The sequence below is a fragment of the Brevibacillus sp. BC25 genome (assembly GCF_000282075.1).
GTDB lineage: Bacteria > Bacillota > Bacilli > Brevibacillales > Brevibacillaceae > Brevibacillus.
Genome location: NZ_AKIX01000003.1, coordinates 54,156 through 67,566 on the forward strand (window position 1 = coordinate 54,156; position 13,411 = coordinate 67,566).

A 13,411-nucleotide genomic window follows, 5' to 3' on the forward strand; every position below is an offset into this window, starting at 1 on the left:
CTACTTCCATAAAAGATTTGGTTTGTGTTCGGTATTGTGTACAGCGCGGACAAATCGAATGGTTTTGGTTTTAGCACGCATGACGATCGAATGAGTTTCCACCATATCATCACCGAGATAGCGCACGCCTTGCAACAGCTCTCCATCAGAGACGCCTGTTGCCGCAAAAATGGCGTCGTCCCCTTTGACCAGATCGTTCAGCGTCAAGAGCTGCTCTGGATTGTCTAGCCCCATTTTGATGCAGCGCTCGCGCTCGCTGTCGTTTTGCGGCTTGAGCTGGGCTTGCATGTCGCCACCCAGGCACTTGATCGCCGCGGCACTGATCACGCCCTCTGGCGCACCACCGATACCCAAGAACAGGTCAATCCCTGTATGCGGGAGACAAGCAGCAATCGCAGCACCCACATCGCCATCTCCAAAAAGCTTCACTCGCGCACCCTTTTCACGAATGGCGTCAATAATCGCCTGGTGGCGGTCGCGTTCCTGAATAATGACCGTCACATCTTGCACGCGCTTGTTGTTTGCTTTTGCTACAACCTCTATCATTTTATCCACGGGATCGTAAAGGTTGATTAGTCCGGCAGCACGTTTGCCGACGGCCATTTTCATCATGTACATGTCTGGTGCATGCAAAAGTGTTCCACGATCACCGATGGCGATAACAGACATGGCATTGTTGTGACCCTTGGCGACAATCGTCGTTCCTTCTAGCGGATCAACCGCCACATCTACCTCAGGACCGCCTGCTTCCGGGTTACCGAGCTTTTCACCGATATAGAGCATGGGGGCCTCATCCAGTTCACCTTCGCCAATGACGACGGTACCCCTCATGTTGATCGTATCAAACATGGCGCGCATGGCGCTGGTCGCTGCTCCATCTGCTTCATTCTTTTTCCCGCGTCCCATCCAGTGAGAAGAGGCGAGTGCAGCCATTTCCGTTACCCGCACAATTTCCAGAGCCAATTCGCGTTCCACAGTGTGTTCCTCCCCTTATGCTTGCCGGCAAAAATTCACCCCATCATTGTAACATAAAGTTATCACCGATTCGTCTTTTCAGCACCGAGAAAGTGGCGAGAACCTGAAAAGGAGGAGCGGAGTGTAGGGGATCTACATGAGCACCGGACTTTGAAAGGTGAACGTCACTTTCGATGTCGAATAATCCCCTGGTACAACTACGTGATCAAAAGACGAACGTGATTCGTGACAGGTCGTACAAATTTGGTATACTGAGGGATGAAAAGAGGTGAAACCGGTGAGCAATTCCTATTTGCAGGAAGGGGAATTGGTGCTTCTCGTCCTGGTGCTAACATTTGTGTTTACCGTTTACTACTCAAAACGCAAATCAAAAAAGCGAAAGTAAGGAGAAATATATGTACGACGTGAATACAAAACGAATCGACCAAGTATTGGAACATATGTCTCGTATGCTTGATCTGTTGGACAAGCTCAGCGAACGAGGAGCCGAAGCGGTTTTGGCAGATGAAGTTGCTGTTGTAGCGATGGAGCGAGCCCTGCACTTGTCTATCGAAGGAATAGTGGATGTCGGAAACGCGCTGATCGATGGATTCATTATGCGCGATCCAGGAAGCTACAGCGACATCGTGGAAATTTTACGGGATGAGCAAGTTATCACGGATGAACAGGCTTTGATCCTGACACGTGTAACTGATTTCCGCAAGCATCTGGTCAATGATTATACAACTGTGCCGGTCAATGAGATGTACAGCCTGGTAGAAGAGGCTGCCGGTACCATTCGCCAGTTTGAGCCACAGGTGAGAGCCTTTCTGAAAAAAGAACTGTTTTAAAAAGTGTTTTCAATCCATAACCAACGTAGCGGATATTTTATACAAAAGACTTTCGTTTGTTTACTAAAACGTCTTGATCCACTACAATAGGGAGAAAGGACGGTGATACGTATGACAAACGAAGGAACGTCCACTCGTGATCAAATCCTGCACATGCTCAAGGTCAAAGGTTCACTCCCTGTCAGCGACATGGCCGTCGAGCTAGGGATTACTGAAATGGCGGTTCGACGTCATTTGAACACCCTGGAGAGAGATAATTTGATCAAGTCTACGCTTGTTCGCCAAGCGATGGGACGCCCAACGAATGTTTATTCATTGTCGCAGGAAGCTGACGAACTGTTCCCGCGCAATTATTCTCATTTGACATTAGATTTTTTACAAGACATAAAGGAAATCGATGGTTTGTCCAAAATAGAGATGCTATTTAGACGCCGCGAGAATCGCTTGGAGGAGACTTATCGCTCCCACATGCAAGGTGACTTGGAAAATCGTGTAGCTAAGCTGGCCGAGCTGCAAAACGATAAAGGCTACATGGTGGAATGGGAAAAGGACGAAAATGGAGACGGCTATCGGATTCAGGAGTTCAATTGCCCAATCTCGCAAGTAGCTCGTGAATTCAACCAAGCGTGCAGCTGTGAGCTCTCCTTGTTCCGTCGGGTTTTGAATGCCAATGTCGAACAAACCACATGCATGGCAAAAGGCGGGGACAAATGCGTGTTTCACATCAAGGAAGCAAAATAAGCTAGCCATAACGAAAGTCCACTCGAGCTGGGTGGATTTTTTCTTTTGTTTACAAGATTTCCCCGGCACAGGATTCGGTTAGAGTCCTGTGCCTTTTTTTCTATAATCAGGCAGGCATTAAGTACCTTTTTGCTCCATTCTTTCAATCTTAATGTTGTTTTAACGTTTTCTTTATGTTGGACATCTACTATTTATAGTGTAAAAAACAATCAAACACACAAAAAACAACAGAAAGGCGGAATGTTATCAGGATAATACTGGTAAACTGGATAGCCGTCGTGACGAAAAACAGATGAGGAGAGATCCGTAATGAAAAAAATGGTATCAAGTATAGCTGCTTCTGCCATCTTGTTGGGTGGAATTCTGCCAATCGTTGATTCTGTTCATGCAAAAGACAAATTTCCCGAGAAAAAGATGACGATGACATTTGACGTGATCAGTGACATCCAAGGAGACCTCCGAGATTTTGGTCACGTTTTGCAAGACATCAATGAGGAAAATCCAAAATCCAAAGCCCTAATCATTAACGGTGATATTACTCCTCGCGGTTACGATTTTGAATATCAAGCCGTGCAAGATGTGCTCGATAAAAATCCTCACCCTGAAAATGTGTGGTCCAGCATTGGCAATCATGAGTTTTATGTGCCGAAGTGGAAGAATCCCCAAACGCTTGCACAAAGTACATGGCCAAACGGCACAACGGAAGAAGAGCTGTTCGATAACTTTTACGAATTCAGTGGAGAAGACAGAGTCTATCACCAAAAAGAAATCGATGGATATCCCTTCCTCTTCCTCGGCACAGAAAAATACATGAAATACCACGAGCCAAAATTGTGGGATGAAGTATACATGAGCGACGAGCAACTGGATTGGCTGAAAGATAATCTGAAGCGTTATAGCAAGAAGGACAAGAATAAGCCCATTTTTGTATTCTCCCACCATGTGCTTCCGGACAGTATCTCGGGCTCCAGACAAAATCCATACACGAACGATTACCTGGATGTGGACAAGCTCCTTGACATCTTGAAGGACTATCCGCAAGTTGTTTTCTTTTCGAGCCACACCCATTGGGATCTGAACCTGCCGGATTGGGCAGGCAAAAAGAAAGTCAAAGGCGGAGATAAACGCGGCTTTACCGTCGTAAACACGGCCGGCATTGAAACGGGATGGATGTCAGCAGGTCCAGACGGGGGCGAAAAAGTCACGCCGGATGGAGGAGATTTCAAGCAAGGACTGCGCTTGCAGGTGTACGGGAATGATGTCGTCATCCAAGCGTATGACTACCAACACGACAAGGTAATTAAGAAGCTCAGCATCCGTTATGGAAAAATCGAGCAGCTGCCGCCGGATGTACAGGCGGATGATGATGATAATGTGCTTGTTAACGCGACGGAATACATGGAGTACGCAGCTGGCAAGCCAAGAAACTGGCGGGAATATGATCCCGAAAATCCACCGACATTTCCAGGATACCAGAACGTGTATGTCCGTCATAAAGGGGAAATGAACCTGGAAGCCGGTACGCCAATTATGGTCAAATTCAAGAAATAACGAGATTGGATTGTAAAAAGCAGGAAGCGGTTCAAAGCCGTTTCCTGTTTTTTTGCGATAGAAAGGACGAAGGTTTACACTAAGAGGGGAGAGCTTGTACAACCGGCTTACGAGAACAGATGGGAGATGGAACAACGTGAAACAATACAAAGGCTATTTGCTTGATCTGGATGGGACGATTTATCGGGGAAAAGAAGCGATTCCGGGAGCAGCAGCATTCATCACCCACTTAAAAACTCATCAGATTCCGTATTTGTTCCTGACTAATAATTCTTCAGCCTCTGCACAGCACGTCGCAGAACGACTGGTAACGATGGGCATAGAAGCACAGGCTCGGGACGTGTATACCACGAGTATGGCGACCGCTACCTATTTACGAGAGCAAGCACCAGCGGGTACACACGTCTACGTGATTGGAGAGGCGGGTTTACATGATCAACTGACGGATGCAGGCTATGTGATTACAGAAGAGGATCCGGCTTATGTCATTGTCGGGATTGATCGTGCTTTTACGTATGAAAAGCTGGCGATCGCCGCACGCGCTATCCGTGCAGGAGCAACTTTTATCGCTACAAATGCAGATGCAGCCCTGCCGACGGATGCTGGTCTGTTCCCCGGCAATGGTTCACTGGTGGCAGCCGTTTCCGTTGCCTCCGCGACCAAACCTATCGTGATTGGCAAACCGGAGTCCATCATCGTCCGTTACGCTCTGGATCAACTTGGTACTGCTGCGGCTGACACGCTGATCGTCGGGGACAATTTATATACGGATATTGAGGCAGGTGCCAACAGCGGCTTAGACAGCTTGCTCGTTTTGACAGGCTATTCCACGCGCGAAGAGGCAGACAAGCATCATGCTGCGCCTACCTATATTGCGGAAGACTTGCCTGAATGGCAGCAACGAATCTCCCTATGATTCTGCGCACTCCTCCTGCTGCTTCTGGCGATGGGCAATACGGCTGGAGGCGGCTGCTGCGACCGCACCGACGAGATCGTCCAAAAAAGTATGGACACCAAAACGCTTGTCGTTGAGATCGGCTAGTTTGCCGTGCTTCAGCTTGTCTACATAACCGAAGTTTGTGAATCCAATGCTCCCGTATAGGTTGACGATGGCGAGGGCGAGTACCTCGTCTATGCCATACAAAGGCTCGTCTGATTCAATAATCGCCTGGAGCGGAGGCAGCAGCTGCTTTTGTTCTGCGAGGATGTCGAGTTGAATCCCGGTCAGCAACGCGTTTTGGACCTCACGTTTTTTCAAGACGGCAGCAACACTGTCCAGGCACATGTCCAAGGTGATGTCCGGGATGTATTTTGACTGCAGGAACATGACAATTTCAGCAATGTCGTTCATACTGACTCCTCGTTTTTCCAAAAGCTCAATAACGAAGTCCAGACAACTCTCGCTATTTAGTGGATGCTCACCCATGCTTGTGGTTCCTCCTTTTTAACGTGCGTGTTCAAAAATCCGACTTTTCAGCACCCAGAAAGTCGGCATGAATGCATCTAGTATCTGCATACAGATAGGCACCTATCCCGATCTAATGACATACAATGCCAGAAGAGCAGTATGCAAGGAGGGTGGAACGACTGTATGGAAGAAAAAGATCTTCTTCAGGAGAAGTACGGTTTTGAACTCCAGGGATATCGCACGACGGGGGCAGGCAAGGTACTCGAAACAGATCGAGGCCTTTACTACATGTTCGAGGCGCCAGCCGGATATAAATACAAAAGCAAGTTTATTGAGAAAGTAAAACAGCATTTGAGTCAACAGCAAAACATCCGCTTGTTAAAGCTGGTGAACACAACAAGCGGGCAGGCTCACTTCGTCGATGATGAGCAGCTTTACTATTTATACAGAGGCGTGCGAGAGGCTGTACCCGACAATCCACATTATTCCAGTGGTCAGTCACTCGCACAGTTCCATCTGGCCACGAGTGATTTTTCATCAGACAAGATGTTTATCCCCTTTAGCTCTCTTGGCAACTGGCCGAGCACGTGGCGCAAAAAGCTACGGAATTTTAATGAGTATCGGGATGAGATGGATGAGGAAAATGTAGAGCTCGCGCCAATGGATGAATATTTGTTGACCTGCTTCACGTACATTACTCAGCTCGGTGAATTGTCCGTTCAATATTTGTTGGATGCTGGATACGATAAAGTTGTGAAGGAAACAGCTGGTCTCGGGAAAGTAGCCTACCAAAATTTTGATCAAGGGTATATGCTATGGAAAGAGAAGGATGTACGTCTAATGGCAGGTGAATGGAACTGGGTTCTTGATATGCGTACTCGTGATGTGGGGCAGTGGATCAAAGCCGAGACAAAGCGAAACGGCTGGAATGAAGAGGCTGTGACCAGCTTTCTCGACGGCTACAACAGCGTCTCTGCTCTGCAGCCAGATGAATATGCCGTGATTTTTGCGCTCATGCTCTACCCAGGCAGATTTTTGAAGCTCGTGGAGACCTATATGGAGTTGCCGGTAGAAGAGCGCCAGGAAGTCAACATCCAAGCATGGCAAACGCAGTTGGAAGACGAGCTAACGAAAATAGAAGACGGACTTCGTAAGTACCCCCTATTCATTGCACAGCGTTATGACGTATCCATTCCACAAATTGATTGGTTGTGGAGGAAAAAAGATGATCAAGCGACAAGTTTTCGTTACAAGGAAACTCAATCCTGAAGTGATCGCGATGCTTGAAAAAGTAGCCCAGGTCGAGCAATGGACAAAAAATACGCCGATACCGCGTGAGTTGTTGCTGGAAAAGATTGAGCATGTAGATGCCGTCTTGACCATGCTGACAGAACGAGTGGACGAGGAATTTTTGGCGTGTACAAAACGACTCCGAATCGTGGCGAACATGGCGGTCGGTTACGACAATATTGATTTGGAAGCGTGCAGACGACACGAGGTCATCGTAACCAACACGCCCGATGTGCTGACAGAGTCTACAGCCGATTTGGCTTTCGCATTATTGATGGCAACAGGCCGCCGATTGACGGAAGCCAATCGATTTTTATTGCAGGGGGAATGGACATCGTGGAGTCCGACCCTCATGGCTGGACAAAATGTATATGGTTCGACTCTGGGGATTATTGGGATGGGACGAATTGGGGAAGCGGTGGCGAGACGCGCCAAAGGATTTGGCATGCGGATCTTGTATCACAACCGGAATAGCAAACCACAGGCTGAGCAAGAGACGGGCGCACGGTATGCTGATTTGGCGGAGCTTCTGCAAGAGTCCGATTACGTCGTTCTGCTTACCCCGCTAACAGAGGACACACGCATGTTGATGGGGGAAAAACAATTTTCGCTCATGAAAGAAACCGCTGTGTTTATCAATGTTTCTCGCGGTGGGACAGTCGATGAGTCCGCACTTTACCAAGCGTTGGTAGATAAAAAAATTTGGGCGGCAGGCCTGGACGTTTTTGCGGTTGAGCCTGTCCCGATGGATAACCCGCTCTTGCAACTGCCGAATGTAGTCGCATTACCACATATCGGTAGTGCAACTGTGCAAACGAGGGCGGAGATGGCGAGGCTGGCTGCTGCTAACATCGTAGCGGTGCTAAGTGGAAGGGGACCACTGACTGCCGTATGAACACGTTTTTTGTTTTGATTTCAGGCCTCTTCGTGCTTCTCTTGATTGCAGCAGTAGCCGTTTCGTTTCACGTAACCTGGCGCTTGACGCATCCTGTACGAAAACCGATTCATATGGAACCCCGAGATTTTGGAATCGAACAGGCGGAGTCCGTTGTTTTTTCGAGCAGGGAAACAAAGATTTCGTTGGCTGGATGGTACCTGTCGGCAGAAAAAAATGGGCGGGTTTCGAATGGAAAAACGCTGGTCTTTGCTCACGGATATAGTCAAAACAGATTAGAGCCACATCTGCCAGCGTTGTCTCTGGCTGCAAGACTGGTTCAGGCCGGCTTTGATGTATTGATGTTCGACTTTCGCAATGCAGGGGAGTCCAGCAAAGCACTGACTACGATTGGTCTTCGAGAACAGCAAGATCTGCTTGGGGCCATCGATTTCGCAGCAGCGAAGAAGCCGGAGCACAGTCTCGGTCTCGTCGGATTTTCCATGGGGGCGGCAACCTCCTTGATGGTTGGCGGAGTGGATAACCGCATCACAGCGATTGTGGCAGATTCACCGTTCTATTCCTTGCGTGAATACTTGGCTGAGAACTTGCCGCAGTGGACGGGCCTGCCCCGAGTTCCATTCAACTGGCTCATTCTTACCTTGTGTCCTGTTTTGCTAGGAGCCAACCCGCGAGACGTCAATCCGTATCAGGCAGTCCAGCAAGCGAACAAACCGATTCTTTTTATACACGGGACAGGCGATACGACGATCCCACTGGTAAACAGCGAACGACTCTTTGGGCTGACCCAAGACGAAGATTCCGAGATTTGGATCGTACCGCGAGCGGGTCACGTCCGCAGCTATGCGTTAGTTCCTGATGAATACGGGAAGCGCGTCATTGCCTTTTTGGAAAAAGGGAAATGAAAAAAGCAGCTACGCGGTTGCTGTAGCTGCTTTCATGTCGATGTGACTGGATTAGAATACTTGTTGAACTTCTTTGATGCCTGGGATTTCTTCCACCAGTGCACGCTCGATTCCTGCTTTCAGGGTGATGGTAGAGGAAGGGCAGCTACCGCAAGCACCCATCAGGCGCAGCTTCACGATGCCATCTTCTACATCAACGAGTTGTACGTCTCCGCCGTCACGTTGCAGGTAAGGACGCAGTTTATCGAGAACTTCTTGTACTTGATCCATGATATCCATGTTACATTCACTCCTTTCCAACCTCTCCTTTATTATAATCATACCATGGTGAGAAATCCATGGCTTACATGCCCTGTTGACACTTTGAAGTTCTGCAGACACACCGAAGTTTAGTAGCATGGACTTTTTGTAATCTTTGCATGTTATAATGAAAAAGAAAGAAGCAAGTACTTCAATATAAGGAGTCAGATCTTCGTGAACGTATTTCGCAATGTGAAGGAACTGATTGGTAATACGCCGATCGTCGAAATTACACAATTTGAGCTCCCTGAAGGTGTCCGCTTGTTCGCCAAGCTGGAGTATTTTAACCCAGGAGGCAGCGTAAAAGACAGACTCGGCATGGAGTTGATTCGTGCCGCAGAGGAGAATGGCCAATTGGCCCCAGGTGGTACCATTATCGAACCGACAGCAGGAAATACAGGAATTGGTGTAGCGCTGGCCGCTGTAGGAACTGGTTATAAAGTCATCTTCTGTGTACCAGCGAAGTTTTCTGAGGAAAAGCAAGAGCTGATGCGTGCCCTCGGAGCAGAAGTCGTCAATACACCGACAGAGTTGGGGATTAAGGGTGCAATCGCCAAGGCAAAAGAACTCGCAGAATCCATTCCAGGTGCTTTTGTTCCACAGCAATTTGCTAACCCGGCGAATCCAGACGCACACTACAAAACAACAGGTCCAGAAATTTGGAGTCAAATGGATGGGCAAGTAAACGTATTTGTGGCAGGCGCGGGTTCTGGCGGTACTTTCATGGGTGCTGCTCGCTACTTGAAGGAACAAAACCCAAATGTAAAAACAGTAATTGTCGAGCCAGAAGGTTCCATCTTGAATGGGGGAGAATCCGGCCCGCATAAAACAGAAGGGATCGGCATGGAGTTTTTGCCTCCGTTCATGGATACGAGCTACTTCAACGCCATTCACACGATTCTCGATGTGGAAGCATTCGATCTGGTTAAGCAACTGGCAGCCAAGGAAGGCTTGCTCGTAGGCAGCTCCTCAGGTGCAGCCATGGCAGCGGCACTGCGCGAAGCAAGAGAAGCAGCTCCGGGGACTAATATCGTTACACTGTTTGCCGACGGCAGCGAACGTTATCTAAGCAAGAAAATTTACCAGGGGGGAATTTAAGATGCGTATCAAAACTCGTCTGATCCACGGCGGAATCGATGGAGATCCACATACAGGAGCCGTATCCGTTCCAATTTACCAGGTAAGTACTTATAAACAGGAAGCCATTGGTGTTCACAAGGGCTTTGAATACTCCCGTACCGGGAACCCGACCCGTCACGCATTGGAAACATACATCGCAGAAATCGAAGGCGGCGTTCGCGGCTTTGCATTTGGTTCTGGTATGGCGGCACTGTCTACCATCCTCTCCATGTTCAACAAAGGCGACCATCTCGTGGTAGGTGACGATGTATACGGTGGTACTTACCGCGTCGTTACACGTGTATTCTCCCGTATGGGTCTGGAAGCAACCTATGTAGATACGAGTGATCTGGCAGCAGTAGAGGCGGCAATTCGCCCGGAAACCAAAGCAATCATTATGGAAACACCGACAAACCCTCTGCTGAAAGTAAGCGACATCAGCGCGTTGGCAGGCATCGCGAAAGCAAAAGGCGTGCTGCTCGTGGTAGACAACACGTTCATGACACCTTACTGGCAAAATCCGCTGGATCTCGGAGCTGACATCGTGTTCCACAGCGCAACAAAATATTTGGGCGGACACAGCGACGTAGTAGCAGGTCTGGTTGTAGCAAAAGATGCGCAAGTGGGCGAAGACCTCCATTTTGTGCAAAATGCAATTGGCGGTGTGCTTGGACCACAAGATTCTTGGCTCTTGCTGCGCGGTATGAAAACGCTGGGAATTCGGATGGAAGAGCATGAGCACAATGCTCGTACGCTGGCAAAATGGCTGTCTGAGCGCAGCGACATCAAACGCGTCATTTATCCTGGTTTGTCCAGCCATTCTGGTCATGAGCTGATTCAAAAACAAGCGCGTGGCTTCGGTGGCATGATTTCCTTCGACGTAGGCAGCGCAGAGCGTGCTGACGAAGTGTTGGCAAAGGTAAAATACTATACGCTGGCAGAATCGCTGGGTGCAGTGGAGAGCTTGATCAGCGTACCTGCACGCATGACACATGCTTCTATCCCGGCAGAGCGCCGTGCTGAGCTGGGCATTACGGATGGCTTGGTGCGCATCTCTGTTGGTATTGAAGATGTTCAGGACTTGATCGAGGACCTGGACCAAGCATTGTCCTAAGCTAGCTGACCCGGGGGAGGGCGGATATAGTGACTGTCGATATCAAGGTTTTTGGGACAGAGCAATTGTGCGCAAGCTGCGTCAATTTGCCATCTGCAAAGGAAACAGCCGAGTGGCTGGAGGCGGCACTCTCTCGCAAATATGGGAGTGACAGCATCCGCATCGTTTATAGCGACTTTCAACAGCCGCAGACAGACGATGACAAAAGCTGGGCGAATCGCATTATCGAGGAAGATTTATGGTATCCGCTTGTCGTAATTTCCGGGGAAATTGTCGGTGAGGGAAATCCGAAGTTAAAAGATATCTATGAAAAGCTGGAGAGCATGGGCGTACAGCCGATTGCTTCTTTGGCAGAATAAGATCGCTCAAGAAACGACCAGATGATCTATATCTGGTCGTTTTTCTTTTTAGAGTAATAGTCTGAGCGCAACTTCGACGGCCAAGAAGCGTTTAACTAGCATCAAAAGAAAAAGGGTGATTTTTCTATGTTTGGAAAAAAGATGGTATTTGGCATTCTAGCATGCTCCCTTGTTTTATCCACCGTACTTGTTACCCCATCTGCTACAAATATTGCAGAAGCAAACACAGCGAGCTACCGAATTACATATAAACTTCCGCCCAATCCGGAAAAATACTTGTTTTTGAATGTTCAGATGGTCTCTATTACTAATCCGCATCCATTGCCTTTGCAACTGCGCCCTTATTCATCCGATGACTATATGATCGACATGGAAACGGAAGAATCGTATCACAAAATGTATTTCTCTTATCGCTTGAAATTCTTATCCTCGAAAAAAGGATTTCTCTGGAATCTGTATCACTTTATCGGTAATCTACCTCCAGCATATCCGGCTGACATGAATCTGGATGAGCTAGACCAAGGCATTAAGAAGAATACGGACGCCTATTCAAAAGAGGGGCGAGCTTTACGAGAGACCAGAGCCCAAATCAATATGAATGCCCGCCTGCAGCCTCTTGTTCAAGCCGGTTACGTCATGCCAAATGAGATCGACGATGGGATCGCAACGAAGGAGTTCGTCGCGACCGTTCTGTATCGGATGTTCGGAACCGTTCGACCTTACCACGGAGGAATTGATCTGAAGGATTCGGAGAATGTTGCTGTGCGCTGGGCAGTTGAAGTAGGCTTGCCGGGTTATGTAGTAGATAGCGAAGGCTATATTTATCCTGATTCACCGCTTAGCATGGAATCCGGTCCGGAAAAATACGCGCAGGAGCATGCGTATGATCGTCTGCAGCATTTTATGAAACTCATTCTTCCCGGGAAAAAGACCGAATCAGGTTGGGAGTACTATCAGGTGAAATTAGCACCGGGCATGGTGCCGACACAACCGCGAGATCTCATTTCAGTCAATGGAAAGCCCTATAATGATGATCCTGTTTCCTCTATTACAGAGTCCCAAGAATACCAAAATGCTAGTAGAAAAATCGGGCAGTACTTTATTCCGAAGTTTCCCCAAATGCTCGATCAAGCACGCAAGGATGCCCTAAAGCCTCGGGCATGGGACTGGAGTCGCGATCTAATCCACCACCCTAATTTTTCCAAGGGGATTGCCGCTTATCGTAAAAACAAAAGCAGCAAAAATCTGAATGCCGTCTACCAAGCTGTAAGAAAGCACTACAACCTGAGTATCCGTCAAGACTCCACTGCCATTATCAAAAGTGTGCTGGATAACGTCAAGTAGCGTACTGTTTACTTTTTGTATATCATTCGTAAACATTCTGTAACGAAATAGAGCAGGCTTCGTCCTATAGTAGTAAATGTAACCAATAACTTACCATCTAGTGGAGGCCATAACGATGAATAAAAAATGGATGAAGCCTGTTACATATTTGCTGCTTGCAGGAGTTGTAGGCGTAGCTGGATTTTCTGCAATGAATACACAAGTAGCTCACGCAGACTCTGAAAAAGGAAAGTTGTTTTCTGCCGCAGCTGAACTGAAGCTCGCGAAAAACACCTATGTGATCGATCAAAAAACAGCTGACGTGAATGGCGATAAGAAGGATGACGTCGTATATCTGATTGGCGAAAAAGAAAAAGCGGATGACATCTACTCCTCCAATATGAACATCGTAGTGAAAGACGGAAAATCCGGCGCATATAGCCAAACGGATATCAAAGAGCTTGGCGGCTATGAAGGCGAGCTGACTCTCGTAGACTTCACGGGTGATCATGTTGCGGATGCCTTCGTGAAAACAGCGACTGGCGGAAGCGGCGGGGTTTACAGCCACGTAATCGCTACCTTTGAAAACAACAAACCAGCC

General features: G+C 48.1%; 14 protein-coding genes and 1 pseudogene. 12 read left to right on the top strand and 3 right to left on the bottom strand.

Annotated features, from left to right (window positions below):
• A complete protein-coding gene (gene glpX, locus PMI05_RS00305; protein ID WP_007715768.1) occupies window positions 1-975 on the bottom strand; it encodes a class II fructose-bisphosphatase in 975 nt (324 codons plus the stop codon).
• A gap of 395 nt (window positions 976-1,370) precedes the next feature.
• Between glpX and PMI05_RS00315 the strand changes: the two genes are divergently transcribed.
• The 4 genes from PMI05_RS00315 to PMI05_RS00330 all read left to right on the top strand — a co-directional run bounded on the left by PMI05_RS00315 (window position 1,371) and on the right by PMI05_RS00330 (window position 5,013).
• Window positions 1,371-1,805, top strand: a complete 435-nt coding sequence (locus tag PMI05_RS00315; RefSeq protein WP_007715770.1) for a DUF86 domain-containing protein — start codon at window positions 1,371-1,373, stop codon at window positions 1,803-1,805.
• A 111-nt stretch (window positions 1,806-1,916) separates the two neighbouring features.
• Window positions 1,917-2,546 carry a metalloregulator ArsR/SmtB family transcription factor gene (locus PMI05_RS00320; protein ID WP_007715773.1) on the top strand — a complete coding sequence of 210 codons (630 nt, stop codon included), beginning with the start codon at window positions 1,917-1,919 and terminating at the stop codon, window positions 2,544-2,546.
• Between the two features lie 309 nt (window positions 2,547-2,855).
• On the top strand, window positions 2,856-4,097 hold the full coding sequence (locus PMI05_RS00325; protein ID WP_007715775.1) for a DUF4073 domain-containing protein: 1,242 nt from the start codon (window positions 2,856-2,858) through the stop codon (window positions 4,095-4,097).
• 136 nt (window positions 4,098-4,233) lie between these two features.
• Window positions 4,234-5,013, top strand: coding sequence for a TIGR01457 family HAD-type hydrolase (locus PMI05_RS00330; protein ID WP_007715776.1), 780 nt, complete (start codon window positions 4,234-4,236; stop codon window positions 5,011-5,013).
• On the opposite strand, the gene PMI05_RS00335 is transcribed toward PMI05_RS00330, so the two are convergent.
• On the bottom strand, window positions 5,008-5,523 hold the full coding sequence (locus PMI05_RS00335; protein ID WP_007715778.1) for a phosphatidylglycerophosphatase A: 516 nt from the start codon (window positions 5,521-5,523) through the stop codon (window positions 5,008-5,010). The genes PMI05_RS00330 and PMI05_RS00335 overlap by 6 nt on opposite strands.
• 165 nt (window positions 5,524-5,688) lie before the next feature.
• On the opposite strand from PMI05_RS00335, the gene PMI05_RS00340 reads away from it, so the two are divergent.
• Genes PMI05_RS00340 through PMI05_RS00350 form a run of 3 tightly spaced genes read left to right on the top strand, consistent with a single transcriptional unit; the run spans window position 5,689 to window position 8,595 of the window.
• Window positions 5,689-6,774, top strand: coding sequence for a hypothetical protein (locus PMI05_RS00340; RefSeq protein ID WP_007715780.1), 1,086 nt, complete (start codon window positions 5,689-5,691; stop codon window positions 6,772-6,774).
• A complete protein-coding gene (locus PMI05_RS00345) occupies window positions 6,731-7,690 on the top strand; it encodes a D-glycerate dehydrogenase (RefSeq protein ID WP_007715783.1) in 960 nt (319 codons plus the stop codon). The genes PMI05_RS00340 and PMI05_RS00345 overlap by 44 nt, the downstream gene beginning before the upstream one ends.
• Window positions 7,687-8,595 carry an alpha/beta hydrolase gene (locus PMI05_RS00350; protein ID WP_007715785.1) on the top strand — a complete coding sequence of 303 codons (909 nt, stop codon included), beginning with the start codon at window positions 7,687-7,689 and terminating at the stop codon, window positions 8,593-8,595. Before PMI05_RS00345 ends, PMI05_RS00350 begins: the two co-directional genes overlap by 4 nt.
• Before the next feature lie 51 nt (window positions 8,596-8,646).
• Here the strand turns inward: PMI05_RS00350 and PMI05_RS00355 are convergent, their stop codons facing one another.
• Complete coding sequence (locus PMI05_RS00355; RefSeq protein WP_007715787.1) at window positions 8,647-8,874, bottom strand: NifU family protein; 228 nt, start codon at window positions 8,872-8,874, stop codon at window positions 8,647-8,649.
• Window positions 8,875-9,069: 195 nt separating this feature from the next.
• On the opposite strand from PMI05_RS00355, the gene cysK reads away from it, so the two are divergent.
• From cysK to PMI05_RS00380, 5 genes and pseudogenes are all read left to right on the top strand, one after another.
• Complete coding sequence (gene cysK, locus PMI05_RS00360; protein ID WP_007715789.1) at window positions 9,070-9,993, top strand: cysteine synthase A; 924 nt, start codon at window positions 9,070-9,072, stop codon at window positions 9,991-9,993.
• A gap of 1 nt (window position 9,994) precedes the next feature.
• The gene (locus PMI05_RS00365; protein ID WP_007715791.1) at window positions 9,995-11,128 is read left to right on the top strand and encodes a bifunctional cystathionine gamma-lyase/homocysteine desulfhydrase; all 1,134 of its coding nucleotides are present in this window, start codon (window positions 9,995-9,997) and stop codon (window positions 11,126-11,128) included.
• A 29-nt stretch (window positions 11,129-11,157) separates the two neighbouring features.
• Entirely contained in the window at window positions 11,158-11,487 is a 330-nt protein-coding gene (locus PMI05_RS00370; RefSeq protein WP_007715795.1) for a YuzD family protein, read from the top strand.
• Between the two features lie 126 nt (window positions 11,488-11,613).
• Window positions 11,614-12,831, top strand: coding sequence for a hypothetical protein (locus tag PMI05_RS00375; RefSeq protein WP_039959880.1), 1,218 nt, complete (start codon window positions 11,614-11,616; stop codon window positions 12,829-12,831).
• Window positions 12,832-12,946: 115 nt separating this feature from the next.
• Window positions 12,947-13,411: pseudogene (locus PMI05_RS00380) on the top strand (hypothetical protein); the annotation flags it as partial.

Excerpts from the sequence above, each read along its gene's own strand:
- PMI05_RS00315 (WP_007715770.1), top strand. The coding sequence starts at position 1,371 with ATGTACGACGTGAATACAAAACGAATCGACCAAGTATTGGAACATATG.
- PMI05_RS00320 (WP_007715773.1), top strand. The coding sequence starts at position 1,917 with ATGACAAACGAAGGAACGTCCACTCGTGATCAAATCCTGCACATGCTC.
- PMI05_RS00325 (WP_007715775.1), top strand. The coding sequence starts at position 2,856 with ATGAAAAAAATGGTATCAAGTATAGCTGCTTCTGCCATCTTGTTGGGT.
- PMI05_RS00335 (WP_007715778.1), bottom strand. The coding sequence starts at position 5,523 with ATGGGTGAGCATCCACTAAATAGCGAGAGTTGTCTGGACTTCGTTATT.
- PMI05_RS00340 (WP_007715780.1), top strand. The coding sequence starts at position 5,689 with ATGGAAGAAAAAGATCTTCTTCAGGAGAAGTACGGTTTTGAACTCCAG.
- PMI05_RS00345 (WP_007715783.1), top strand. The coding sequence starts at position 6,731 with ATGATCAAGCGACAAGTTTTCGTTACAAGGAAACTCAATCCTGAAGTG.
- PMI05_RS00350 (WP_007715785.1), top strand. The coding sequence starts at position 7,687 with ATGAACACGTTTTTTGTTTTGATTTCAGGCCTCTTCGTGCTTCTCTTG.
- PMI05_RS00355 (WP_007715787.1), bottom strand. The coding sequence starts at position 8,874 with ATGGATATCATGGATCAAGTACAAGAAGTTCTCGATAAACTGCGTCCT.
- PMI05_RS00365 (WP_007715791.1), top strand. The coding sequence starts at position 9,995 with ATGCGTATCAAAACTCGTCTGATCCACGGCGGAATCGATGGAGATCCA.
- PMI05_RS00375 (WP_039959880.1), top strand. The coding sequence starts at position 11,614 with ATGTTTGGAAAAAAGATGGTATTTGGCATTCTAGCATGCTCCCTTGTT.